Below are 23283 nucleotides of genomic sequence, written 5' to 3' on the forward strand. Positions count from 1 at the left end.
TCAGGCCCCGACGTTCTCGCGGGCGTCGCGCCCCTGCAACATCGTCGGCAATCCGTCGACCTGCGCCAGGACGAGCTGACGATCGCCGAGTGCGACACGCACGTGGTAGTCGATGTCTCCGCGGACCTCGGCAGAGACCTCGCCTTGTGTTGCTGAAGCGACCGCGGCGTCCGCTCGATTTCGCAAGGCTATGAGCATCGGCTTACTCTGCATTTCCCGGTCGACCCAGTGCGGACGATCAAACACCTGCCCCATCTGCACGGTGCCGTCATTGAGGTAGGAGGCCGCGTACACGACCCCAGCACCGAGGGCGGCCTGCGCGCCAAGGTCTCCGTCCAGCTTGGTCTCGAAGTATGCACGAATTTCCCGCTGGAGATAGTCCACAACCGGTTGGACGGCATCCACATCAGCGTCGCTTACCGCGGCGTTTTCACTCGAGCGCCGCAGCGCATCACCAACGAGGTCGAGCCGGGACGTCAGCTCTTCCCTCAGCTGGGAATCAATTTCCCTGCCTTCACTGACCGCGATGGCATTGTGAAAAACCATCAGGCGCTGGAGGTTGGCGAACATCAGGACGAGAGCATTGAAGCGGTGTTCCTCTGGTGTCATGGCGCAAACATACCGAACGCATCAGGTGTTCGAAAATCGCCAGGGCCACACGCTATCGGATGCCTTTCCTCGCTACGCGACCTCCGCGGGCCGCGGCACCCAGTGAGCCCGGGCGTCCCACGCGCCGTGCTCGGACAGCGGCCGAAAACGCAGCGTCGTAAATTCGTGGTGGAAGTTCCGACGGTCGCGTTCGGTCATCGCCTCAGCATGGCGGCGCGCACCTTCACCATCCTCGCGGCCGAACACCATCCCCGTCATCGCTCGGGCGCTGGTCCAGATCGAGAACGTTGAAACCGTCCGCGGCAAACGGATGCCCGCCAGCGCGAGCGTCACTTCGGGATGGTCCCGGACCTGACGCTCGACGGGGCGGCCCCAGTGGATGAATCGTGCCAACTCGGGCAGCCGCATCCGGGCCAGGGTAACGGCGACGACCGGCTCATCGAGATTCGCTCGTTCCGTCATCTCCGGCAGCCCGTCCAGCTCGCGAATGTGACCCCATCGGCGCAAGAACTCAAGCCTGACGTGCCAGCCCTTGTCCAACTGCCGGCCAAATGGGTGCCCGGCGAGAAAGTCGACGAGTGCCGCCTCGTCCTCCCACTCGGCGAAAACAGCTACTCGCCGCAATTGCATCCGGCGCGGGGAAACCACTGCGGCCCCCAACTTCATGCCGGCGAGCACTTCGATGTGACGAAGGCCGTTGGCCTTGGGTGCCCGCAGCAGCACTCGGATTGCAGCCAGCGGCGGCATGTGCGCGAGGTGAAACGAGTGAAAGCTCATGCGGTCGGCACATCCATCTGGCTCGTCATGCTTCGAAAGCCTAGACGGTGAGGTGAACAAATGAGGGTCGTGCGTGAAAGGGGATCTTCTGGGTAGTGCAGGAGCTATCGCGGGACGACTCGATCCATGAGGCGTGCAGGCAGGAACCGCGCCATTGGCAGTGTGAAGGCAGCATCCGGGCCAAGGCTGTATCGGGTGCGAGGACGCTTGGTGGTGGTGATCTTCGTGATCTTCTTCGCGGCCTGGTCGGCCGTAATCGCCCGCTGCAGAAACGAGGACTGAAAGCTCACGGTCGAAGAGATCAAGCGACCATAGAGGCGTGTGTGCTCGATGTTCATCCCCTCAGCGAGTTTGAGAGAGAGCGGCCCGCTCTTGGCAGCCATCGGGGTCTTCACGCCGCCGGATTGGACGATCACGACCTGGATGCCCTGCGAACCCACTTCCCGGCGCAAGGCATCGCTGGCGGACTCCAACGCGGCCTTGGAGCCGGCATACGCGCCGTAGATGGGCAGAGTGGCCTCCGCGCCGACAGAACTGATGTTTACCACGCGGCCCCGACTGTGCCGCAGCGCGGGCAGCAACGCCTGGATAACCCGGATGTGTCCGAAGAGGTTGACCTCAAACTGCTCCCGCCACAGGTCGAGTGGGAGAACCTCGATAGGAGCGTTGATCTCGATCCCGGCGTTGTTAATCAGCGCACGCAGCAGTCGCCTCTGAGGATCGAGGGCGATTCGGGCGGCGAGCGCGTCGACGTGTTCGGCAACGGTGATGTCCAGCATCACAGGCTCGATACGCTCAGCCCGGATCGCGTCAGCGTCTTCGTCTCGCCTGACCCCGGCGAGGACGTGGTAACCACGAGAAGCGAGCTCGCGGGCGGTGGCAGCCCCGATCCCTGTCGAGGCACCGGAGACGACGATCAGCTCCTCTGCCGTCGTAGTCACCACAGTGCACCGTCCTGAACTGTCATGGACCCCAATGTAGGCACCGACTACTAATGTTGTCAATGCCTACGGCCCCCGGTTATCGTGGTCCCATGAGCGAGCAGACAGAACAGCGCCGGTACCATCACGGAGGACTGCACGCAGCCCTCCTCGAGGCTGCCGAGCGCAGCCTGCGCGAACGAGGCGCTGAGCAGCTCTCCCTGCGCGATCTCGCCCGGGAGGTGGGAGTGAGCCACGGCGCCCCGCGGCGGCACTTCCCGGAGCGCCAGGATCTGCTCGATGCGCTGGCAGAGTCAGGATTCCGTCGTCTCGGCGAGGCCATCCGCCACGCCGTCGCGGACGGAGACGCCGACTTCACCTCCCGGGTCAGTCGCGCGACCTCAGCGTTCGCTAACTTTGCGACGGAGAACCCGGCGCTCCTGGACCTGATGAATGCGACAAAGCACCAGCCGGAGAAGGCAGGGGTCCGACTCTCCGCGGAGAGAGCCTTCGAACCCCTTGTCGACCTGATTCACGAAGGCCAGGACAGTGGCGTCCTTCAGGCTGGTCCCCACGAAAAAATCGGAATCGTTCTTTATGCCACGATCAACGGTCTCGCCACCCTCGTCAACAGCCGGCTCGTTGACGCGGAACAACTGGACGAGCTGACCGAGGCGGCGGTGAATCAGTTCCTCAAGGGAAACTCCCCATAGGACCATGGGGCAGGACGGAGCCCCGATCAATGCTCGTGTTTTTCTCGTCGCTGACGTACCACCGCCGGCTGGCTAGGCGACATGCATGTGGATTCGAACGGTCCCTCTGCAGTCGGCCGGACATTGCGCCGGGGCTGGAGCAGATTGGCCCGGACTCGACGGCCGCAAAGAATGACTGGACCGACAATCAGCGCCACGGAGGCCCTGGTCAGGGAACGGACGCCCACCGCTGTTCGTGTTTGCGCTCGAAACCGTCGAGGAGGATGTCGAGCGCGAACGCGAACTCCTCATCCTCGTCGCAGCTCTCCCCCGCGTGCGGCGCGGTCGTCGCCATGCGAACGATCGCCGGATAGGCGACCGCGAACTCGACCATCGCCTGAGCCCGCTCGTCAGGGTCCTCCGGGACGCTCGGGGTGGGCAACACATCGCGTGTGATCCCCCACATCCTCGTACTCAGGGCGTGCATCGCATGGTGCACGAGGTCGGCGGACAATCCGCCCTCGAACATGATCTCCATGAGGGAGTCCATGTAGGCGAGGATGGTGGGACTGGCGCTGGTCCGCGTCTCGATCGCCGCCTGGGTCCACGTGTGCGCGGACAGGACGTTCCGTGCCGAACGGATGCGGGCGCGCAACGCGAGTTTCCAGGTCAGACCGGGGGCGGGCACCTCGATACTCGCCACGAGGCGGTCCAGCATGCCGTCGATCAACTCCTCGCGGCTTGCGACGTGCTTGTACAGCGCCATCGCGGTGACCCCCAGCGAGTCCGCGAGGCGGCGCATGCTTGTGGACTCAAGGCCCACCTCGTCCGCAACGGCAACGGCGCCGTCGAGTACGCGCGTGCGGTCCAGAGGAGGCCGTGAACGGGTTGTTGACACGTATACAGCGTATACGTAAACTGATGCCGCGTCGGTATACGGCGTACACCGACGACGATCGGCACGCCATGACGACTCACCCGCGCACCTACGCCCGCACCGCCGGCATCCTCTACCTGATCACCCATGTCACGTCGGTGACCGCGGTCGCCGCGTACTCGGCCGACGCCCTCGCTCTGGGCGTGGCACTCGAGCTCATCCTCGCCGCAGGATGCCTCGGCACCGGCCTGTTGCTGTGGCTACTGCTGCGCGATGTGGGGGCCATGCGTGCCGCCACCTTCGCGGGGCTCCGCGCTCTCGAAGCCACCGTCATCTCTGCGGGCACCCTGCCGATGCTGGCGCTGCTGTGGACCGCGGCGAGCGCGCCGCAGGCGCAGGCGTTCATCGCTATGCACACCGCGGCGTTCCTCGTGGGGCAGGGTCTCGTCATTAGCGTAAACACCCTCATCCTGGGCTGGCTACTTCTGGACGCGCGCGTCGTGCCTCGCGCACTGGCGGTGCTCGGTCTCGTCGGTGGCACCGCCGTGCTTGCGAGCAACACGGCACAGCTGTTCGGAGCCATCCCGCAGGGAGGCACGATCGCCGGCCTGTGCGCCCTGCCGGTCTTCGCGTTCGAGATCTGGTTCGCGGTCCACCTCATCGCGGTGGGACTACGGTCGCGAGTCGCGGCACCCGCGGTTGAAGCACCTGCCGCACCGTAACTCCCGGCCCGCTTAGCCGCGTTCGATACGGCGGAGCGCTAATCCTTCTCGCGGGGCGTCATAGCATCCGACGACAGTCACACGTTGAAGCGGAACTCCACCGGGTTACGTTACCGAGCAACCTCTACCAGCGATGCCCACCAGTTGTGTCCCGACGTCGTGAGGTCGCTGCCTGACAAACTAGATTCCATGACAGCAGACCTCAAGCAATGGGAATCCTCCGTCGCCGATCTCTGGGCCAGATTCGACTCCCTCAGCCGTCATGAAGGGGTCAAGGCCATGCGGGAATTGGCTGACGCGTGCCCAGCGCACGACGGCCGGAGCGCATTCGAGCTCGCGAGCATGTACGACTCGATGGGATTCGAAGCTGAGGCAGGCGCGGAGTATGAGCGCGCGCTCGAACTCACCCTCGATGAAGCTCGGCACGCTCAACTCGCGGTGCAGTATGGATCGACTCTGCGCAACCTCGGCCGACTCGATGAAGCCATCGCCGTCTTGAGCGCCGCCCCGACCCACGAATCGACAGGGTCGGCACCTCGTGTCGTGCTGGCCTTGGCGCTTCATAGCGCGGGCCGCAAAGATGAGGCGCTCCGGGTAGCCATCGAGGCGCAAATCGCGGCACTGCCTCAATATCAGCGCTCGATACGCAACTATGCCGCCGCGCTAACCGAGCCAGCGACTCCAGAGGACCCGATTACACGTTGAAGCGGAACTCCACCACGTCGCCATCGGCCATGACGTAGTCCTTGCCCTCCATGCGGGCCTTGCCCTTGGCGCGAGCCTCGGCAACCGAGCCAGCGGCAACGAGGTCATCGAATGAGATGACCTCAGCCTTGATGAAGCCACGCTCGAAGTCCGTGTGGATGACGCCGGCCGCCTGGGGTGCCTTCGCACCCTTCGGAATGGTCCACGCACGTGACTCTTTCGGGCCCGCCGTGAGGTAGGTCTGCAGTCCGAGGGTGTCGAAACCGATGCGCGCGAGCTGGTTCAGGCCCGACTCGGTCTGTCCGGTCGACGCAAGCAACTCTGCAGCGTCTTCCGGATCGAGGTCGATGAGCTCAGACTCGAGCTTGGCATCGAGGAAGATCGCCTTGGCGGGAGCCACCAGAGCGGCGAGCTCGTCAAGCTTGGCCTGGTCCTGCAACACGGCTTCGTCGACGTTGAACACGTAAATGAACGGCTTGGACGTCAGGAGACCGAGCTCCTTGATCGGCTCGAGGTCGAGACCCGAGCTCGACAGCGGCTTGCCGGTGTCGAGGTACTCCCTGGCTGCCTTCGCCGTGGTCAGCACGATCGGGTCAAGCTTCTTGCCCTTGACCTCTTTCTCGAACCGCGACTGCGCCTTTTCCAGCGTCTCGAGGTCGGCGAGGATGAGTTCGGTGTTGATGGTCTCCATGTCACCGGCGGGGTTCACCGCGCCGTCGACGTGCACCACGTCTTCATCGGAGAACGCGCGAATGACCTGCGCGATGGCATCCGCTTCTCGGATGTTGGCGAGGAACTTGTTGCCGAGCCCCTCCCCCTCACTGGCGCCGCGGACGATGCCGGCGATGTCGACGAACGACACGGCTGCGGGCAGGATGCGCTCACTGCCGAAGATCTCGGCGAGCACATCAAGGCGCGAGTCGGGCAGGTTCACCACTCCGATGTTCGGCTCGATCGTGGCAAACGGGTAGTTTGCCGCGAGAACCGCGTTCTTGGTGAGAGCGTTGAAAAGGGTTGACTTGCCGACGTTAGGGAGACCGACGATACCGATAGTTAGAGCCACGAGGGTCTATCGTACCGGGCCAGCCTCCGAGGCTCCTGCGTTGGCATCCGTTGCCGGTTCCTGGATGCGACGAATGAAGCGAGCGGGACGGCTCGTCAGCCACACCCCGCCGATGACGAGGGCACCGCCGAGCACCTGAACGAACGTGATCGGTGTGCCCATCGCGAGCGCCATCAGCGCGGTGAACACCGGCATGAGGTTGAGGTAGATCCCGGCCCTGCCCGCGCCGATTTCCTTGACCGAGATGTTCCACAGCATGAGGCTCAGCACCGACGGGAACACCCCGATATACAGCACACCCCACCAGCCGGCACCGTCGAGCGCGATCGGTCCGCCCACAGTGAGCGCGATCGGGGCAAGGGCGATTGCGGCCATCACCGATTGGAGAGCTGCGGATGTCACTGGTGCGGTTGTCAGCGTCCGCCCGAGGATCGTATATGCGGTCCACACAGCCACAGCGCCGAGCATGTACAGCCCGCCGATGTTGTACTCGGTGGTGAACACCTCGAGAAGGTTGCCGTGGGTGAGAATCAGCAGCACACCGAGCAGGGAGGTGACCAGTCCGAGGATGCTTGCGCCGCGCATCCGTTCGCGAACGAGCAGCGCGGCGACGACCGCAATCAGTACCGGGTTGGTCGCGCCGACGAGGGCGGCGTTGAGCGCGGTGGTGTGTGAGAGCGCTTCGTAGCTGAACAGGCAGAAGGCGACGAGGCCGAGGGCGGCTTGCAGGAGGTGCATCGGCCATTCCCGGAGCGCGGCACGCCAGCTGGGTTTCTCGATCAGGATCGCGAACACGATCAGGAGCGGTGCGGCGATCGCCCAGCGGATCGCGGTGAGTTGCAGGGGGCTGAGGCCGTCGGCGAGCAGATGGCCGACAACGTAGTTGCCCGACCAGAACAGGTTCGCGAGCACGAGGAACAGATACACGCGCCACGAAGCCATTCTCCGATCGTATCGACAATCCGGCTGGCGTCCCCGGCCATGTCGGCGGCCGCTGTCACACTGAAGCCATGGACCCTCTCGCGACCCTTCTGCTCGGAGTTTTACTGGGCGCGGTACTCGGCGCGCTTGCCACGCTGGTTCTCGTCCGCCGCCGCAGGCCAGGGGCAACGATCGACCCGGTGACCGAGGCGCGGCACGAGTCCGAACTGGCCCGTGTGCACGCGTCAGAGGCCGAGCGCCACGCCCAGCTTGCCGAGTTGCTGGCCCGTGCTGAGACGCGCGCGACGGCCCTGCAGGAGCGGATCGACGCCCAGCGCGAGCAATATCAGGATCTCGTGGAGCGACACCGTCGTGAGCGTGAAGATGATGCCGAGCGGGCACGCACCGAGAGCAGGGTGCTGCAGGCACTGGCACCGGTTCGCGAGAGCCTCCAGGAGATGCAGCACAAGGTCACCGAACTCGAGGCGCAGCGCAGCAGGCAGCACGGCGAGCTGGCGCAGCAATTGCGGAGTGCCACCGAGTCCGAGGAGCGGCTCCGTTCGACGGCCGAATCGCTGGCATCTGCGCTCAACAACAACTCGACCCGCGGGGTCTGGGGCGAAACCCAGCTGCGAAGTGTGGTCGAGGCTGCGGGGTTGCTGGAGCGGGTCGACTTCGACGTGCAGTCGAGCATCACCTCCGACAGCGGAGCCGGCCGACCGGACATGGTTGTCTACCTCCCCGGCGGCAAGAGCATCGCCGTGGACGCGAAGGTTCCGTTCAGTTCATATATCGAGGCGAGCGCCATCCCGCTGACGGCATCCGAGCCCGAACTCGCGCGTCGCGCCACACTGATGCGGGCGCACGTGAAGGCGGTGCGCGACCACATCGTCACCCTCGGCAGCAAGACGTACTGGAACGGGCTCGACGCGAGCCCCGAGATGGTCATCGCGTTCATCCCGAGCGAGTCGCTTGTGTCGAGTGCGCTCGAGGCCGACCCCACGATCATGGAGTTCGCGTTCAGCAAGCGCGTGGCACTCTCCTCCCCCGTCACACTCTGGTCGGTGCTGAAGACCGTTGCCTTCAGCTGGCAGCAGGATGTCGTCTCGCAAGAAGCGAAGACGCTGTTCGATCTCAGCCGCGAACTGTACGGGCGGCTCGCCACGATGGCCGGGCACATCGACAAGCTCGGGCGGTCGGTGAAGGCAACGGTGAATGACTACAACCGGTTCGTCGGCTCGCTTGAGCGCCAGGTGCTGCCGTCGGCGCGCAAGCTCAACGTGCTCGATGAGTCGAAGACCATCCCGCCGCTCGCCGAGGTGGAAGACGCGGCGCGCGACCTCAGTGCGTTCGAGCTGCTCGGCGAGCTCGAACTCGAGCAGGGCAGGATCACGCAAGACATCCGTGACCGGGCGGCCGACGCACCGCTCACCGAGGCTCCCGACCGCCAGTAGCCGCGGCGGATCTTCGTTGCCGCATCGCGGCATCCGCTCGTATGCCACAGAATGTGGCACAACCCCACGGAATGTTCATCCGTCGCGGATGCCGACCTCAGCACCACAACCCCAACATTCGTGACGGACGAGAACCCGCACCAAACGCGGAGCCGCGCTCATCCGTCGCGGATGCCGACTTCCGCACCACAACCCCAACATTCGTGACGGACGAGAACCCGCACCAAACGCGGAGCCGCGCTCATCCGTCGCGGATGCCGACCTCCGCACCACAACCCCAACACTCGTGACGGACGAGAACCCGCACCAAACGCGGACCGCACTCATCCGTCACCAATGCCGACTCCCGCACCACAACCCCAACATTCGCGACGGACGAGAACCCACACCAAACGCGGAGCCGCACTCATCCGTCGCGGACGCCGACTCCCGCACCACAACCCCAACACTCGTGACGGACGAAATGCCGCACCAAACGCGGAGCCGCGCTCATCCGCCGCGGACGCCGACTCCCGCACCACAACCCCCACATTCGTGACGGACGAGATCCCGCACCAAACGCGGAGCCGCGCTCATCCGCCGCGGATGCCGACTCCCGCACCACAACCCCCACATTCGTGACGGGCGAGAACCCGCACCAAACGCGCAGCCGCACTCATCCGTCGCGGACGCCGACCTCAGCACCACAACCCCGACATTCGTGACGGACGAGATCCCGCACCGAACGCGCACCGCGCTCATGCGTCGCGGATGCCGGCTCCCACAAAACGCGGTTGCCCGCCCGGGGCAACCGCGTTTCGTGAGCAATGAAGTGAATCGCGCGCGTTCAGAGCGCGTCGCGCAGAAGGGCTACTCCTCCTCGAGCCACTTCGCGGCGAGGTGGTCGGCGGTGATCCGCCGGATCGTGCCCGACTTCGACCGCAGCACCACGCTGTGAGTCCGGATGATCGGTCCCAGCCGTCGAACGCCCTCGACGAGGCCACCATCGGTGACTCCCGTAGCAACGAAGAACGTGTTGTCGCTGTTCACGAGCTCGTGCGCTTCGTAGACGTAGTCCATCTTCAGGCCGGCGTCGATGCCCTTCTGGCGTTCGACGTCGTCCTTCGGCGCCATGATCCCCTGGATCAGCCCGCCGAGCGCGCGTACCGCGCACGCCGTGACGATGCCTTCAGGGCTCCCGCCGATACCGACACACATGTCGATGCGGGTCTCGTAGCGCGCAGCGTTGATGCCACCGGCGACATCGCCGTCGAGCATCAGTCGCGTTCCGGCGCCAGCCGCGCGGATCTCGTCGATGAGCTGTGCGTGTCGCGGCCGGTCGAGGACGGCAACCGTCATGTCACCGACGTCCTTGCCCTTCGCTTTGGCGAGCGCGCGCAGGTTCTCACCGATCGGCTTGCGAATGTCGACGACACCGATGCCCTCGGGCCCTGTGACGATCTTGTCCATGTAGAACACGCTCGACGCGTCGAGCATGGTGCCCCGGTCCGAGACCGCGATGACCGACAGTGCGTTCTGCCGACCGGCAGCGGTCAGGCTCGTACCGTCGATGGGATCAACGGCGATGTCGCAGGCAGGTCCCTGGCCGTTACCGACGCGTTCTCCGTTGAAGAGCATCGGGGCTTCATCTTTTTCGCCCTCTCCGATGACGACGACGCCGTCGAAGTTCACGGTGCCCAGGAACACGCGCATGGCGTCAACGGCGGCTCCGTCCGCGGCGAGTTTGTCGCCACGGCCGATGTACGGCACGGCACGGATGGCCGCAGCCTCGGTCGCGCGAACCAGCTCGAGGGCGAGGTTCCTGTCGGGGTGGTGGAAGAGAGGGGCGGTGTCTGTCTCGGTCACATTGGTCCTTTATCGAAAACGGCGGTGGTTGCGATGGCGGGCTCGCTGTGTGCCCTTCCACCCTAACCGGGAGGACTGGTATCGGCGCGGTACTGGGGCACAGCCGCGCAAATGTGCAGCGCTGCCCGCCCCCGAGTGCGCTGCTCGGACAGAAGTGGCTGCGGCCGTCTTTGCTCGGCCTCAAACGGCGGTAAGTCGTCGCGTTGGGCGACCGTTTTTGGCCGAGCAGCGCGGCGAAACCCCTCGACGACAGCCCGGATCTGCCGCGACCCCCGCACCCTCAGTAAGCTAGCAACGAAGACAACCCCTCTCTCAAGGAGCAGTTATGCCCGTCGCAACCCCAGAGCAGTACGCCGAGATGCTCGACACCGCCAAGGCGAAAGGCTTCGCCTTTCCCGCGTTCAACGTGTCCAGCTCGCAGACCATCAACGCCGTACTGCAGGGCCTGACCGAGGCCGGCTCTGACGGCATCATCCAGGTCACCACAGGTGGAGCCGACTATTTCGCCGGCCACACGGTCAAGAACCGCGCCGCCGGCGCCATCGCTTTCGCGAAGTTCGCCACGGAGGTGGCGAAGAACTACCCCATCACCGTTGCCCTGCACACCGACCACTGCCCGAAGGACGCACTCGACGGATTCGTCCTGCCGCTCATCGAGGCATCCGAGGAAGAAGTGAAGGCGGGCAACAACCCCCTCTTCCAGTCGCACATGTGGGACGGCTCGGCAGTTCCGCTCACCGAGAACCTCGAGATCGCCAAGGACATGATCAAGCGCACTCGCGCGATCAACGCCATCCTCGAGGTCGAAATCGGAGTCGTCGGCGGTGAAGAAGACGGCGTCAGCCACGACATCAACGAACACCTCTACACGACACTCGACGACGCCATCGCGACCGTTGAAGCGCTCGGCCTCGGCGACAAGGGCCGCTACATGGCCGCCCTCACCTTCGGCAACGTGCACGGCGTCTACAAGCCAGGCAACGTGAAGCTCAAGCCGGAACTTCTCAAGGAGATCCAGGACGGCATCGCCGCGAAGTACGGCACCGCCGCCAAGCCGCTCGACCTCGTCTTCCACGGTGGATCCGGATCGACGGATGCCGAAATCGCGGAAGCCGTCGCCAACGGTGTCGTCAAGATGAACATCGACACCGACACCCAGTACGCGTTCACCCGCTCGATCGCTGACTACATGTTCAAGAACTACGACGGCGTCCTCAAGATCGACGGCGAAGTGGGCAACAAGAAGCTCTACGACCCGCGCGCCTGGGGCAAGGTCGCCGAAAGCGGCATGGCTGCACGCGTGGTCGAGGCCACCCGCCAGCTCGGTTCAGCCGGACACGCGATCCGCTAGACAGTGCAGTAAACAGATAACGCTGTTAACTGACGGATGCCCCGACCACCTGGTCGGGGCATCCGTCAGTTAACGACGAACGTGCGTCAGCCGGCGGCACTCATCTGGTTGACGTACTCCATGAATGCCGGGTCGGCGCTCATCGCCACAGCGATCGCAGCGATAACGACGATGTTCGCGATCACTCCAGCGACGAGAGGGATCCACCACGCGAGCTTTCCGCGGCGGAGGGTGCGCACTGACAGCCAGAGCGCGAGTCCCCAGACAATGACCTGGGTGATGAGCGCACCCCAGCCGAGGGAAAACGCGAGGTCATCCGTGGTGAAGTCGCCAATCCCCAGTTGAGTGAAGGCCGGGCCGATGGCCGCCGGCAGGTTCATCAGCGCCGGCAGGGTCATGAAAGCGGTAATCAGGCCGAGGCCGAGCAGCGCGATTGTCGCGAACCTGTCACCAGCGGACGGTACGACCCGTCCGCCTTCCTTGAGTCGGGTATCGTCTCGTCCGGCACCACGCGAGGCGGCGTCCGGGGACTTGGCGTTGTGACGGGACGTGTCCTGACGCTGCGCGCCCTGAACCGTGATGTGGCTCGAGGGAGACACCTGCGACTGGACGGGGACCGACTCGACGTCGTCGAGCGGCACCTTGATCGCGTTCCTCTGCGCCTCAGGTGTCGCGTACTCGCCGAACTGCGGCCGCGGCCGTTCGTTGTCGCTCATCAGCGCCGTCCTCCGAGCGCGCGCTCTTCCCGCGCACCCTTCAGGTTCGTTCGAAGTTCCTTCGGCAACGAGAACATGAGGTCCTCCTCAGCCGTCTTCACTTCTTCAACATCGCGGTAACCGGCACCCGACAGGTCAGCGAGCACCTCGTCGACGAGTACCTCGGGAACGGACGCACCGCTCGTAACACCGACGGTTTCGACTCCGTCGAGCCATTCCTGCCGGATCTCGCTGGCGTAGTCGACGCGGTATGCCGCCTTCGCGCCGTACTCGAGCGCGACCTCAACGAGGCGCACCGAGTTCGACGAGTTTGCTGAACCGACGACGATCACGAGGTCGGCGTTCTCGGCGACTTTCTTGATCGCGACCTGGCGGTTCTGTGTCGCATAGCAAATGTCGTCGCTGGGCGGATCCTGCAGGTTCGGGAACCGGGCACGGAGGCGGCGGACCGTCTCCATGGTCTCGTCGACGCTCAGCGTGGTCTGTGACAGCCAGACAACCCTGTCGGGGTCACGCACCTGCACGGTGTCTGCCTCATCGGGGCTGCCGACGAGGGTCGTGTGCTCGGGTGCCTCGCCCGCTGTGCCCTCGACTTCCTCATGGCCTTCGTGACCGATGAGCAGAATCTCAAAATCGTCGCGGGCGAACCGGACGGCTTCCCTGTGCACCTTCGTCACGAGCGGGCAGGTGGCGTCAATGGCTTTGAGGCCGCGGTCGGCCGCTGCGTTCACGACGGCAGGTGAGACGCCGTGCGCGCTGAAGACGATGTGGGCTCCAGCGGGTACTTCGTCAACTTCCTCAACGAAGATCGCGCCCTGCTCCTCGAGCGTCGACACAACGTGGACGTTGTGGACGATCTGCTTGCGGACGTAGACCGGAGCGCCGTAGTGCTCGATCGCCTTCTCGACAGCGATGACAGCCCGGTCGACACCGGCGCAGTAGCCGCGTGGAGCAGCGAGCAACACCCTCTTGTGTCCGACGACCGGGGTATCCTTGAGCCTCGAACGCACGCCGGGGATCCTCGGCATGGGCAGGCTGACAGTTACGTTACTCACGTAACGATTCTAGGCCGCTCGCACTGTGCAGAGGCTGGATGAGGCTGAGGAGCGAATAGATGGCGACGGAACCGGCGACGGCAGAGAAACCGTGGCCGGTGGGGCTGCTCAGCTCCAAGATCCGTGACTACATCGACAGGCTCGGCACTGTCTGGGTCGAGGGCGAGATTTCCCAGTGGGGAATCTCGGGCGGAAACATCTACGGCAAGCTCAAAGACGTCGACGGTGACGCGACGGTGAGCTTCACCGTCTGGTCGTCGGTGCGCGCCAAGCTGCCCGACGATCTGAAACACGGCGACCGCGTCATCGCACTGATCAAGCCCAACTACTGGATCAAGGGCGGCAGCCTCACGATGCAGGTCTTCCAGATGAAGCACGTTGGGCTCGGCGACATGCTCGAACGCCTGGAGCGGCTTCGACGACAACTGGCGAGCGAGGGGCTCTTCGACGCCGGCCGCAAGAAGCGCCTTCCCTTCCTGCCCCACTGCATCGGACTCATCACGGGCAAGGACTCCGACGCCGAGAAAGACGTCATCCGCAACGCGCAGCTGCGCTGGCCTGCCGTCGACTTTCGGGTGGTCCACGCCGCCGTCCAGGGGGACCGCACCGTGCCAGAGGTGGTCTCGGCGTTGAAGACGCTCGATACCGACCCGAGGGTCGACGTCATCATCGTGGCTCGCGGCGGCGGCGACTTCCAGAACCTCCTCGGCTTCAGCGACGAACGCGTCGTCCGCGCCGCAGCCGCCTGCTCCACTCCGATCGTGAGCGCCATCGGCCACGAGGCCGACCGTCCCTTGTTCGACGACGTCGCCGACCTGAGGGCATCGACCCCAACGGATGCCGCCAAGCGCGTGGTCCCCGACGTCACCGAAGAGTTGTCCAGGGTCCAGCAGGCCCGCACCCGCCTCACGATGAGACTGACCGGGTTCCTCAGCAACGAAACCGCGAGGGTGGACGCCATTCGCTCACGTCCGGCGCTGTCGTCATCGTCGTGGATCATCGACGCCCGCGCGCAGGAACTCACCAGGTACGTGGCCCGCGGCACCGAACTCATCGAGCGGGCCCTCGACCACGAATCGCGGACGACAGCCGAACTCAAGGCGCACCTCAAGGCGTTGTCGCCGCAGCGCACCCTCGATCGTGGCTACGCGATCGCCCAGGACCCCGACGGCCATGTCATACGATCGGCGGCCGACGCTCCGACCGGAACCAGGTTCACCCTCACCCTCGCCGACGGAGCCATCGCCGCGTCGAGCGAAGGCGCTCTCGGATTGGGCACTCCAGCCCGCGGTTAGGATGGACTCATGCCAGAAAACCCCGAGGTTTCCAGCCTCAGCTATGAGCAGGCGCGCGACGAACTGATGCGCGTCGTCGCCGAACTCGAACAGGGTTCATCGACCCTCGAGCAGTCCCTCGCCCTCTGGGAGCGCGGCGAAGCTCTCGCCCAGCGCTGCGAAGACTGGCTGATTGGCGCCAAGGCGCGCCTCGACGCAGCACGGGCTGCCGCAAGCACTTCGGGGCACCCCTCAGAATGAGCCGCCAGCGTCCCCCTCGGGTCGTCGCCGAACTCGGCAGACCCGAAACCCCTGAGGAAACCGCAGCACGCAAGGCGGAGAACTCCCGCAAGTACCGCGGTGCCAAAACGGTCAACAATCTCGTCTATTCGCTTCTCGTCACCGTCGGCCTTGTCGTCGTCATTGTGCTCGCCGTCCCACGGTCCGACACTCCCGTGTACGAGAGCGTCGACTACAACTCGGTCGCCGAGGAAGCACAGAACTCATATCCCCAGCCGCTCGCAAATCCCGACCTGCCCGGTTCCTGGACGTCAAACCGCGCTGACGTCGGCAAGACCGACGGGGTGCGCAGCTGGAATATCGGGCTGATCTCACCGTCAGACCAGTTCATTGGGATCACCCAGGGTTTTGACGCCAACGAGACCTGGGTCGCCCAACAGCTCAAACAGTCCCTCGCGTCCTCGACAGAGTCGATCGCTGGCATCGAGTGGACCGTTTACGACAACCGCGACGACACCGACGGATACGGCAACGTGCATTACGCACTGACCACCGTCGCGGGCGACAGCACCTTCCTCATCTTCGGCACGGGATCGGACGCTGAGTTCCGGGCCGTCGCCGAAGCCATCTCCGGTGATGTCACCGCCAACCTCGAGTCAGGAGACCGCTGATGCCCACAACGCGACCTACGAAAGCCTGGGAAGTCATGATGCGCGGCAACGCGCGCTTCGTTGCCGGTGAGCCGCTGCATCCGCGCCAGGACGTCGAACGCCGCGAGTCCCTCGCGCACGCACAGACGCCGGACGTCGTGCTCTTCGGCTGCTCCGACTCGCGCCTGGCGGCAGAGATCATCTTCGACAAGGGCCTCGGTGACCTCTTCGTCGTGCGCAACGCCGGACAGGTCATCTCTGACTCGGTCGTCGGCTCCATCGAGTACGCCGTCGGCGTGCTCGGTGTTCCGCTCATCGTTGTCCTCGGACACGACGAGTGCGGTGCCGTTCGCGCCGCCATCGACTCGATCGCGTCGGACGCCCCGCCGCTCCCCCACCACATCTACAACCTGATCCGCCAGATCGTCCCCGCTGTCAAGCGCGTCACCGGCGGCAACGGAGTGAACCCCGCCGAGGTCGACGCGAGTGAAGTAGGCCGCGAACACCTCAGGGACACGGTTGCCGAGCTGCTCGAGCGCTCTGAGATGATTAGTGACGCGGTCGCCAGTGGCGTTCTCGGCATCGTCGGCGCGAATTACAAACTGCTCGAGGGCACTGCCGTTCCCGACATCATCATCGGCAACATCTCAACCACCGACATCGACGCAAAGTAGCGTCACAACCACGAGGAGACTGACCGTGTCAGATACAACCGAGTACCGCATCGAACACGACACGATGGGTGAGGTTCGCGTACCTCGATCTGCACTGTACGGTGCCCAGACCCAGCGCGCCGTCGAGAACTTCCCGATCTCTGGCTCCGGACTGGAGTCGACCCAGATCGCGGCCCTCGCCCGGATCAAGAAGGCGGCTGCGGCAGCAAACGCGCGACTCGGCGTGCTCGATGCCGCCATCGCGGATGCCATCGGCAGCGCTGCTGACGAGGTCATCGCCGGCACCCACGACGACCAGTTCCCGATCGACGTCTACCAGACGGGCTCCGGCACCTCGTCGAACATGAACATGAACGAGGTCCTCGCGAGCCTCGCTTCAACCCGACTCGGATCGCCGGTTCACCCCAACGACCACGTGAACTGCTCGCAGTCGTCGAACGACGTCTTCCCGACCTCGGTACACATCGCCGTCACGAGCGCTCTCATCGATGACCTCATCCCCGCGCTCGACCACCTCGCCGTTGCCCTCGAAGCGAAGGCCGAGCTGTGGAAGAGCGCCGTCAAATCCGGCCGCACGCACCTCATGGACGCGACGCCGGTCACCCTCGGCCAGGAGTTCGGCGGGTACGCCCGTCAGATCCGGCTCGGCATCGAGCGCATCCGTACCGCGCTCCCCCGGGTCGCTGAAGTTCCGCTCGGCGGCACGGCGGTCGGCACGGGAATCAACACACCGGCCGGCTTCCCGCAGCTCGTCATCCAGTTGCTCGTCGATGACACCGAACTGCCGATCACCGAGGCAGCCGACCACTTCGAAGCGCAGGCGAACCGCGACGGCCTCGTCGAGGCATCCGGTGCCCTCCGCACCATCGCCGTGAGCATCACCAAGATCTGCAACGACCTGCGCTGGATGGGCTCGGGCCCCAACACCGGTCTCGGCGAACTCAACATTCCCGACCTCCAGCCGGGCTCATCGATCATGCCTGGCAAGGTCAACCCGGTGATCCCCGAGGCTGTGCTCATGGTCGCATCGCGGGTCATCGGAAACGACGCAACCATCGCGTGGAGCGGCGCATCGGGCTCGTTCGAGCTCAACGTGCAGATCCCCGTGATGGGAACCGCGCTGCTCGAGTCGATTCGGCTCCTCACCAACGCGAGCCGTGTGCTCGCCGACAAGACCATCGACGGTCTCGAGGCGAACATCGAGCGGGCCGCGGAACTCGCGGGAATGTCGCCGTCGATCGTCACGCCGCTGAACAAGATCATCGGCTACGAAAAGGCCGCGAAGATCGCCAAGTACTCCGTCGCCGAGGGCGTCACCGTACGCGAGGCCGTCGTCGCGCTCGGCTTTGTCGAGCGTGGAGACATCACCGAGGAGCAGCTGGACTCAGCCCTCGACCTGTTGTCGATGACCCACCCGGGCTAGTTCCGAGAACAGAAAAGCCGGCCGGAGGGATCCCCTCTCGGCCGGCTTTTCTGTTGATGCGGCTCGTTGTGCGCGGCTTGTTATGCGCGGCTGGCCGCGCCCGCTACCAGCGGTCGTGGATGGCCGCGCGGAAGTCAGCGTCGTAGATGGAGCGGACCGCGTCGAGGTACTCCTGCGGCAGCGGTCCGGTCGTGCCTGCCTTCGCGTTCGAGGTCGCCTGGGCAATCGACCTGGCACCAGGAATCACCGTCGAAACGCCGTCCTGCTGCGTGACCCACGCAATTGCCGCCTGTGCGGGCGTCAACCCTTCGGGGACGAACGCCGACAGCTCGGTCGCGGCGCGCACGCCGGTGGCGAAATCGACTCCGGAGAACGTCTCGCCGACATCGAACGCACTGCCGTCGCGGTTGTAGTTGCGGTGGTCGCTCTCGGCGAACTGGGTTTCTGCCGTGTACCTCCCGCTCAGCAGGCCAGAGGCCAGCGGCACACGCGCGATGATGCCCACACCGGCCTCGCGAGCCGCCGGAAGAACGCGGTCAAGCGGCTTGAGACGGAAGGCGTTGAAAATGATTTGAACGGATGCCGTCCCGGGGCGTGCGATCGCTGCGAGGGCTTCGTCGGTGGTTTCAACACTCACGCCGTAGTTGGCAATGACGCCGTCCTCCACGAGCGTGTCGAGAGCGTCGTACACGGCGTCGGTCGAGAGAACAACCGACGGCGGGCAGTGCAGCTGCACGAGATCGAGCCGGTCGACACCGAGGTTCTTGCGGGAACGGTCCGTCCACTCGCGGAACTTCGCCAGCGTGAAGCTGGCGGGGTTCTGTTCCTCGCGCCTGCCCATCTTGGTGGCGACCGTGACGCCGACGCCGGGGTTCGCCGCGAGGAACCGGCCGATGACCGTCTCGCTCCTGCCGTCGCCGTAGACGTCGGCGGTGTCGAAGAACGTCACTCCCGCCTCAACGGAGGCGTCCAGCACGGCGAGCGCGTCGGCCTCCGACACCTCGCCCCAGTCGGATCCGAGTTGCCAGGTACCGAGGCCGACGATCGAGACGGGGCGGCCGGTTCGTCCGAGAATGCGTTGTTCCATTCCCCCAGACTAGGTGCACGGGCAACAACACGTCTGGGGTTGACTACCCGCCGCCCGGTTCGGCCACAAGCCCGAAGGCGACGACAGCCAGCCAGAAGCCGGCGAGGAGGAAGGGCCCGAATGCCAGTCGCATGTGCCCACGCGGTCCGGCCCGTCCCGGCGCCATCAGGGCGATGACCCCGCCGATCGAACCGAACAGGAACGCGCACACGAGTCCGCCGACCGCCCACTCGGCACCGAGGCCGCCGAGACACAGGCCGATGACGCCACCGAGTTTCACGTCGCCCATCCCCATCCCGCCGGCAATCGAGAGCAGGAGAAGGAACCCGAACACCCCCGCGCCCGAGGCGAGTGCGGTCAGCGGCCCCGCTCCTCCGGCCGCCCACTCCGCTGCGACCGCCAGCAGGACCACCGGGTACAGCGGGAGAACAATCCGGTTGGGCAATCGATGCTCAGCGACATCGATCCGCACCAGCTCGCCTGTGGCGACGGCGAGCGCCAGCACACCGAAAGAGAGCGGGCGGATGCCGACAGCCAGCACCGTGAGCAGCGCAAGGAGGACGGCGACGGGCGCACGCGCCGCCCACTCGCGCACCGGCGACCGCAGGCTCCGGATCCTGGCCAGACTCATGGCGCAACGCTAGCCGGGCTGCGGCATCCCCCTGCGGGTTATCCACAGCCCGGCTGCCGGGGCTCAGGCCAGTTCGTTTCCCTCCAGGAGTTCGGTCACGAGAGCGGCGATGGAGCTGCGCTCTGACCTCGTGAGCGTGATGTGCGCAAACAGGTCGTGACCCTTGAGCGCCTCGATCACCGATGCAACGCCGTCGTGCCGACCGACCCGCAGGTTGTCGCGCTGAGCAACATCGTGGGTCAGGATCACGCGCGAGTTCTGTCCGATCCGGGAGAGCACGGTCAGGAGAACGTTGCGCTCAAGTGACTGCGCCTCGTCGACGATCACATAGGCGTCGTGCAGCGACCGGCCACGGATGTGGGTGAGCGGCAGGACCTCGAGGAGGTCGCGTTCGATCACCTCGTCCAGCACGTTTTGCGACACCACCGAACCGAGGGTGTCGAAGACGGCCTGACCCCACGGGCTCATCTTGTCGCCCTGGTCGCCCGGCAGGTAGCCCAGCTCCTGACCACCGACCGCGTACAGCGGACGGAACACCATGATCTTCCGGTGCTGCTGACGCTCGAGCACAGCCTCAAGGCCCGCACAGAGGGCGAGAGCAGACTTCCCCGTCCCCGCTCGACCTCCGAGCGACACAATGCCCACCTCAGGATCGAGGAGCATGTCGATGGCGAGTCTCTGCTCCGCGCTCCTCCCGTGAAGACCGAAGACGTCCCTGTCGCCTCGAACGAGCTTGAATTCTCGCTTCCCGACGACCCTCCCGAGCGCTGAGCCGCGGTCGGAGTGAATGACGAGCCCGGTGTTGAGCGGAAGCCCCTCGACGGCGGCAGACTCGCCCACCTCTTTCTCGTACAGGTCGCTCATCGCCTCAGGTGAGATCCGGAGGTCCGCCATCCCTGTCCAACCGGAGTCGACGGCCTGCTCCGCGAGGTACTCCTCGGCGCTGAGGCCGATGGAGGCGGCCTTCACCCGGAGCGGGAGATCCTTCGACACAACGGTGACCGCGAGCCCGTCATTGGCCAGGTTGAGCGCCACCGCGAGGATCCGCGAGTCGTTATCGCCGAGTTGCAGTCCGCTTGGCAGAACACCCTGGTTCGAGTGGTTGAGTTCCACCCGGAGCGATCCGCCCTCACCGACGGGAACCGGGAAATCGAGCCGCTCGTGTTCGATCCGCAGTTCGTCGAGGATCCGGAGGGCCTGCCTGGCGAAATACCCGATCTCGGGGTCGTGCCGCTTTCCCTCGAGTTCGGAGATCACGACGACGGGAATGACGACGGCGTGTTCGGCAAACCGGAAGAACGCCTTTGGATCAGACAACAAAACCGAGGTATCCAGGACATAGGTACGCTCGGTCTGTGAGGTGGAATCGTGTGGACGTGTGCTGGGGTCTTCTCTTTCCTGTCGCTGTGATGGTGCTGAGGTTCGTGTCGCGGTCATAGCCACTCCCAGCCGGACATCGAGTCCGGTTTTCTCAGACGAGCAGCCACACAACGGATTTCGAGTCGAACTTATGTGGCCGTCTCGATCAGGTGCGGTACCTGATAACTGAGACGTTACGACTGCCCGACTGCCCTGAACAACGCGACACGCAGAGCCTGGATTGCGGGCAGGTAAACAATTCCCCCAGTTCGGGATGCCCCGGGCTCAGTACGCGACAGCCGTTTGATACGAGACGAGCGAGTCGCGCAGCATTCCGAGGGTGTCATCGCTCGTCCCGGCGTGGATCGACAGCCGGATCCGGTTCTGGCGAGCCGTCGCCGTCACGCCGTGGTTGTGCAGGGAGGCGACGAGAAGACTCACCTGGTCATCGGGAGGGTCGAGGACCACGATGCCCGCGCGTTCGTTCTCGGCACGCGACGACGCGATGGCGATCCCGAACTCGTCGGCGATCTCGATCACCTCGCTGACCCGCTGCGACACGGCATCCGAGATCGCGGAGACACCAACGGATGCCACCTGCTCGAGAGAAGCGGCGAACCTCGCCTGCGCGGCCGGATCCGGGTTGGTCACCGAGTAGGCGCCGGCGCCGGAGCTCGGCGGCGGCACCGAGTCCCACGGCAGGTCTTCGTCTGTGCCGGTGTATCCGCTCATCACGGGAACGAGGTGCTCGAGTGCGCTGTCGCTGAGCGCGAGGAAGCCGGTGCCCCACCCCGCCCTCGCCCATTTCTGCCCACCGGACACCACAACGTCGGCAACCTCGAACGGCGCGTCGACCACGGTGAAGCCCTGGATGGCATCAACCACGAGAAGGCGGTCGCCGATCACCTGGCGGATGCCGTCGATATCCGCGAGGTAGCCGGTACGCGGGTCGACGAGGCTCACCGCGACAGCTGTGATGCTCGGCGTCAGCTGTTCCTTGATTGCGTGCGGCGTCACCCGGCCACCGTCGGTCTCGAGCCACGTCGGGGTGAGGACGTGCATCGATTCGGCCGCGCGAACCGCGGCGAAAGTCACGCTGGGGAAGTCTGCCGGCGAGACAAGGACACCGCCGGTCATGCCGAACATCGTGTGCATGAGACCCATGCTGGTATTCGGCTGCGCAACGATGTGGGATGGCTCGAATCCGGTGAGCGAGGCGACGGCGTTGCGCATGCGTTCGTCCTGCGCGCCGAAGGCGTCGAGACCGCCGAACCGTGCGCGCGCGAGCGCGTCGATCGAGATCCATTGTTCGGCCTGCACGGCGCGAGCGAGCGGTCCCACCCTCGCGTAGTCGAGGTATCCGGGTTCCGAGTCGAAGCCGTCGAGAAAATCACTGAGGGGCGCCACGTGCGATCCTTACCCGCCGTACCGGCGTTGACGTCGGGAGTAGTCGCGAACCGCGCGAAGGAAGTCCACTTCCCGGAGGTCCGGTCCGAGGGCCTCGACGAAGTAGAACTCACTGTGTGCGCTCTGCCAGAGCATGAAATCGCTGAGCCGCTGCTCCCCCGACGTGCGGATCACGAGGTCGGGATCCGGCTGCCCACCGGTGTACAGGTGCTGGCCGATCAAATCGGGAGTCAACAGCTCGGCGAGGGTCTCCAGGTTGCCGCCCTTGCGGGAATGCGCCTCAACGATGCTTCGCATGGCATCCACGATCTCGGTGCGGCCCCCGTACCCGACGGCCAGGTTGATGTGCAGCCCGCCCTTCTTGGCGGTGCGGGCCTCGGCCGCGGTCAGGGTCGCAACGAGCGGCTCGGGAAGTCCATCGGTGGATCCGACGTGCTTGACCCGCCAGTCCCGGTAGTGCGAGAGTTCCTCGGCCAGGTCCGCGATGATCTCCACGAGGTCGTGCAGTTCGTCGGTCGACCGCGAGGTGAGGTTATCGCTCGACAGCAGGTACAGGGTGACCATCTCGACCCCGAGGTCATCGCACCACTCGAGGAACTCGCGCATCTTCGCCGCGCCGGCCCTGTGCCCGTGCGCTGCGGTCTCGTAACCGAGCTGCCTGGCCCAGCGCCGGTTGCCGTCGATGATCATCGCCACGTGGTGCGGCAGCACCGCACCGTTCAAACCGCGGCGCAGTCGCTTCTGGTACAGGTTGTAAAGAAAGCCGGAACCAGGCTTCGTCCCACTCTTCGTCACACAGTTACGTTAGTGCACTTTGCGTCACGGGCCGAT

The 23283-nt window shown here is 65.2% G+C and carries 24 protein-coding genes; 10 read left to right on the forward strand and 14 right to left on the reverse strand.

Going from position 1 to position 23283, the window contains the following annotated elements:
* From AC1X6S_RS04710 to AC1X6S_RS04720, 3 genes are all read right to left on the reverse strand, one after another.
* Positions 1 to 570 (reverse strand): hypothetical protein, encoded by a 570-nt coding sequence (locus AC1X6S_RS04710; RefSeq protein WP_483404620.1) that lies wholly within the window; start codon positions 568 to 570, stop codon positions 1 to 3.
* 111 nt (positions 571 to 681) lie between these two features.
* Positions 682 to 1386, reverse strand: a complete 705-nt coding sequence (locus tag AC1X6S_RS04715) for a hypothetical protein (RefSeq protein WP_483404621.1) — start codon at positions 1384 to 1386, stop codon at positions 682 to 684.
* 104 nt (positions 1387 to 1490) lie between these two features.
* Positions 1491 to 2327, reverse strand: coding sequence for an SDR family NAD(P)-dependent oxidoreductase (locus AC1X6S_RS04720; RefSeq protein WP_483404622.1), 837 nt, complete (start codon positions 2325 to 2327; stop codon positions 1491 to 1493).
* Between the two features lie 92 nt (positions 2328 to 2419).
* Here AC1X6S_RS04720 and AC1X6S_RS04725 point away from each other — a divergent pair, with 92 nt between their 5' ends.
* Positions 2420 to 3019 (forward strand): TetR/AcrR family transcriptional regulator, encoded by a 600-nt coding sequence (locus tag AC1X6S_RS04725; RefSeq protein ID WP_483404623.1) that lies wholly within the window; start codon positions 2420 to 2422, stop codon positions 3017 to 3019.
* A gap of 208 nt (positions 3020 to 3227) precedes the next feature.
* Here AC1X6S_RS04725 and AC1X6S_RS04730 read toward each other — a convergent pair whose 3' ends face one another.
* The gene (locus AC1X6S_RS04730) at positions 3228 to 3896 is read right to left on the reverse strand and encodes a TetR/AcrR family transcriptional regulator C-terminal domain-containing protein (protein ID WP_483404624.1); all 669 of its coding nucleotides are present in this window, start codon (positions 3894 to 3896) and stop codon (positions 3228 to 3230) included.
* Between the two features lie 23 nt (positions 3897 to 3919).
* Here AC1X6S_RS04730 and AC1X6S_RS04735 point away from each other — a divergent pair, with 23 nt between their 5' ends.
* Entirely contained in the window at positions 3920 to 4597 is a 678-nt protein-coding gene (locus tag AC1X6S_RS04735) for a DUF4386 domain-containing protein (protein WP_483404625.1), read from the forward strand.
* A 189-nt stretch (positions 4598 to 4786) separates the two neighbouring features.
* Positions 4787 to 5302 carry a tetratricopeptide repeat protein gene (locus AC1X6S_RS04740; RefSeq protein ID WP_483404626.1) on the forward strand — a complete coding sequence of 172 codons (516 nt, stop codon included), beginning with the start codon at positions 4787 to 4789 and terminating at the stop codon, positions 5300 to 5302.
* Here the strand turns inward: AC1X6S_RS04740 and ychF are convergent.
* Both ychF and AC1X6S_RS04750 read right to left on the reverse strand, forming a co-directional pair.
* Entirely contained in the window at positions 5292 to 6365 is a 1074-nt protein-coding gene (gene ychF, locus AC1X6S_RS04745; RefSeq protein WP_483404627.1) for a redox-regulated ATPase YchF, read from the reverse strand. The two genes, AC1X6S_RS04740 and ychF, sit on opposite strands and share 11 nt — an antisense overlap.
* 6 nt (positions 6366 to 6371) lie before the next feature.
* Complete coding sequence (locus AC1X6S_RS04750; RefSeq protein ID WP_483404628.1) at positions 6372 to 7307, reverse strand: DMT family transporter; 936 nt, start codon at positions 7305 to 7307, stop codon at positions 6372 to 6374.
* A gap of 68 nt (positions 7308 to 7375) precedes the next feature.
* Here AC1X6S_RS04750 and AC1X6S_RS04755 point away from each other — a divergent pair, with 68 nt between their 5' ends.
* Complete coding sequence (locus AC1X6S_RS04755; RefSeq protein ID WP_483404629.1) at positions 7376 to 8740, forward strand: DNA recombination protein RmuC; 1365 nt, start codon at positions 7376 to 7378, stop codon at positions 8738 to 8740.
* 849 nt (positions 8741 to 9589) lie between these two features.
* Here AC1X6S_RS04755 and glpX read toward each other — a convergent pair.
* Entirely contained in the window at positions 9590 to 10585 is a 996-nt protein-coding gene (gene glpX, locus AC1X6S_RS04760) for a class II fructose-bisphosphatase (protein ID WP_483404630.1), read from the reverse strand.
* 325 nt (positions 10586 to 10910) lie between these two features.
* On the opposite strand from glpX, the gene fbaA reads away from it, so the two are divergent.
* On the forward strand, positions 10911 to 11936 hold the full coding sequence (gene fbaA, locus AC1X6S_RS04765) for a class II fructose-bisphosphate aldolase (protein WP_483404631.1): 1026 nt from the start codon (positions 10911 to 10913) through the stop codon (positions 11934 to 11936).
* Positions 11937 to 12022: 86 nt separating this feature from the next.
* On the opposite strand, the gene AC1X6S_RS04770 is transcribed toward fbaA, so the two are convergent.
* Both AC1X6S_RS04770 and AC1X6S_RS04775 read right to left on the reverse strand, forming a co-directional pair.
* A complete protein-coding gene (locus AC1X6S_RS04770) occupies positions 12023 to 12652 on the reverse strand; it encodes a DUF6264 family protein (protein ID WP_483404632.1) in 630 nt (209 codons plus the stop codon).
* Complete coding sequence (locus AC1X6S_RS04775) at positions 12652 to 13680, reverse strand: 4-hydroxy-3-methylbut-2-enyl diphosphate reductase (RefSeq protein WP_483404977.1); 1029 nt, start codon at positions 13678 to 13680, stop codon at positions 12652 to 12654. The genes AC1X6S_RS04770 and AC1X6S_RS04775 overlap by 1 nt, the downstream gene beginning before the upstream one ends.
* An 86-nt stretch (positions 13681 to 13766) precedes the next feature.
* Between AC1X6S_RS04775 and xseA the strand changes: the two genes are divergently transcribed.
* The 5 genes from xseA to AC1X6S_RS04800 are packed head-to-tail and all read left to right on the forward strand — an operon-like array spanning position 13767 to position 17968.
* On the forward strand, positions 13767 to 15002 hold the full coding sequence (xseA, locus tag AC1X6S_RS04780) for an exodeoxyribonuclease VII large subunit (RefSeq protein ID WP_483404633.1): 1236 nt from the start codon (positions 13767 to 13769) through the stop codon (positions 15000 to 15002).
* A 9-nt stretch (positions 15003 to 15011) separates the two neighbouring features.
* Entirely contained in the window at positions 15012 to 15242 is a 231-nt protein-coding gene (locus tag AC1X6S_RS04785; RefSeq protein WP_483404634.1) for an exodeoxyribonuclease VII small subunit, read from the forward strand.
* Positions 15239 to 15892, forward strand: coding sequence for a DUF4245 domain-containing protein (locus AC1X6S_RS04790; protein WP_483404635.1), 654 nt, complete (start codon positions 15239 to 15241; stop codon positions 15890 to 15892). Before AC1X6S_RS04785 ends, AC1X6S_RS04790 begins: the two co-directional genes overlap by 4 nt.
* A complete protein-coding gene (locus AC1X6S_RS04795; RefSeq protein ID WP_483404636.1) occupies positions 15892 to 16545 on the forward strand; it encodes a carbonic anhydrase in 654 nt (217 codons plus the stop codon). Before AC1X6S_RS04790 ends, AC1X6S_RS04795 begins: the two co-directional genes overlap by 1 nt.
* Before the next feature lie 25 nt (positions 16546 to 16570).
* Positions 16571 to 17968 (forward strand): class II fumarate hydratase, encoded by a 1398-nt coding sequence (locus AC1X6S_RS04800; protein WP_483404637.1) that lies wholly within the window; start codon positions 16571 to 16573, stop codon positions 17966 to 17968.
* A gap of 103 nt (positions 17969 to 18071) precedes the next feature.
* On the opposite strand, the gene AC1X6S_RS04805 is transcribed toward AC1X6S_RS04800, so the two are convergent.
* The 5 genes from AC1X6S_RS04805 to AC1X6S_RS04825 form a co-directional block, all read right to left on the reverse strand.
* Positions 18072 to 19055 carry an aldo/keto reductase gene (locus AC1X6S_RS04805; protein ID WP_483404638.1) on the reverse strand — a complete coding sequence of 328 codons (984 nt, stop codon included), beginning with the start codon at positions 19053 to 19055 and terminating at the stop codon, positions 18072 to 18074.
* 43 nt (positions 19056 to 19098) lie between these two features.
* Positions 19099 to 19686, reverse strand: a complete 588-nt coding sequence (locus AC1X6S_RS04810; RefSeq protein ID WP_483404639.1) for a prepilin peptidase — start codon at positions 19684 to 19686, stop codon at positions 19099 to 19101.
* Positions 19687 to 19749: 63 nt separating this feature from the next.
* Positions 19750 to 21123: an RNA 5'-3' helicase PhoH2 gene (phoH2, locus tag AC1X6S_RS04815; protein WP_483404640.1), complete on the reverse strand. Its 1374-nt coding sequence runs from the start codon at positions 21121 to 21123 to the stop codon at positions 19750 to 19752.
* A gap of 207 nt (positions 21124 to 21330) precedes the next feature.
* A complete protein-coding gene (locus tag AC1X6S_RS04820) occupies positions 21331 to 22452 on the reverse strand; it encodes an aminotransferase class V-fold PLP-dependent enzyme (RefSeq protein WP_483404641.1) in 1122 nt (373 codons plus the stop codon).
* Positions 22453 to 22461: 9 nt separating this feature from the next.
* Positions 22462 to 23247 (reverse strand): isoprenyl transferase, encoded by a 786-nt coding sequence (locus tag AC1X6S_RS04825; protein ID WP_483404642.1) that lies wholly within the window; start codon positions 23245 to 23247, stop codon positions 22462 to 22464.
* Between the last annotated feature and the right edge of the window lie 36 nt (positions 23248 to 23283).

It is taken from the genome of Mycetocola sp. Y442 (assembly GCF_056898615.1).

Bases quoted from the DNA above. Each gene is read 5' to 3' on its own strand.
- AC1X6S_RS04755 (WP_483404629.1), top strand. From the start codon at position 7,376: ATGGACCCTCTCGCGACCCTTCTGCTCGGAGTTTTACTGGGCGCGGTA.
- AC1X6S_RS04770 (WP_483404632.1), bottom strand. From the start codon at position 12,652: ATGAGCGACAACGAACGGCCGCGGCCGCAGTTCGGCGAGTACGCGACA.
- AC1X6S_RS04810 (WP_483404639.1), bottom strand. From the start codon at position 19,686: ATGAGTCTGGCCAGGATCCGGAGCCTGCGGTCGCCGGTGCGCGAGTGG.
- AC1X6S_RS04775 (WP_483404977.1), bottom strand. From the start codon at position 13,680: ATGCCGAGGATCCCCGGCGTGCGTTCGAGGCTCAAGGATACCCCGGTC.
- fbaA (WP_483404631.1), top strand. From the start codon at position 10,911: ATGCCCGTCGCAACCCCAGAGCAGTACGCCGAGATGCTCGACACCGCC.
- AC1X6S_RS04795 (WP_483404636.1), top strand. From the start codon at position 15,892: ATGCCCACAACGCGACCTACGAAAGCCTGGGAAGTCATGATGCGCGGC.
- AC1X6S_RS04725 (WP_483404623.1), top strand. From the start codon at position 2,420: ATGAGCGAGCAGACAGAACAGCGCCGGTACCATCACGGAGGACTGCAC.
- AC1X6S_RS04715 (WP_483404621.1), bottom strand. From the start codon at position 1,386: ATGAGCTTTCACTCGTTTCACCTCGCGCACATGCCGCCGCTGGCTGCA.
- AC1X6S_RS04790 (WP_483404635.1), top strand. From the start codon at position 15,239: ATGAGCCGCCAGCGTCCCCCTCGGGTCGTCGCCGAACTCGGCAGACCC.
- AC1X6S_RS04710 (WP_483404620.1), bottom strand. From the start codon at position 570: ATGTTCGCCAACCTCCAGCGCCTGATGGTTTTTCACAATGCCATCGCG.
- AC1X6S_RS04740 (WP_483404626.1), top strand. From the start codon at position 4,787: ATGACAGCAGACCTCAAGCAATGGGAATCCTCCGTCGCCGATCTCTGG.
- AC1X6S_RS04735 (WP_483404625.1), top strand. From the start codon at position 3,920: ATGCCGCGTCGGTATACGGCGTACACCGACGACGATCGGCACGCCATG.
- AC1X6S_RS04750 (WP_483404628.1), bottom strand. From the start codon at position 7,307: ATGGCTTCGTGGCGCGTGTATCTGTTCCTCGTGCTCGCGAACCTGTTC.
- phoH2 (WP_483404640.1), bottom strand. From the start codon at position 21,123: ATGACCGCGACACGAACCTCAGCACCATCACAGCGACAGGAAAGAGAA.
- AC1X6S_RS04805 (WP_483404638.1), bottom strand. From the start codon at position 19,055: ATGGAACAACGCATTCTCGGACGAACCGGCCGCCCCGTCTCGATCGTC.
- AC1X6S_RS04785 (WP_483404634.1), top strand. From the start codon at position 15,012: ATGCCAGAAAACCCCGAGGTTTCCAGCCTCAGCTATGAGCAGGCGCGC.
- xseA (WP_483404633.1), top strand. From the start codon at position 13,767: ATGGCGACGGAACCGGCGACGGCAGAGAAACCGTGGCCGGTGGGGCTG.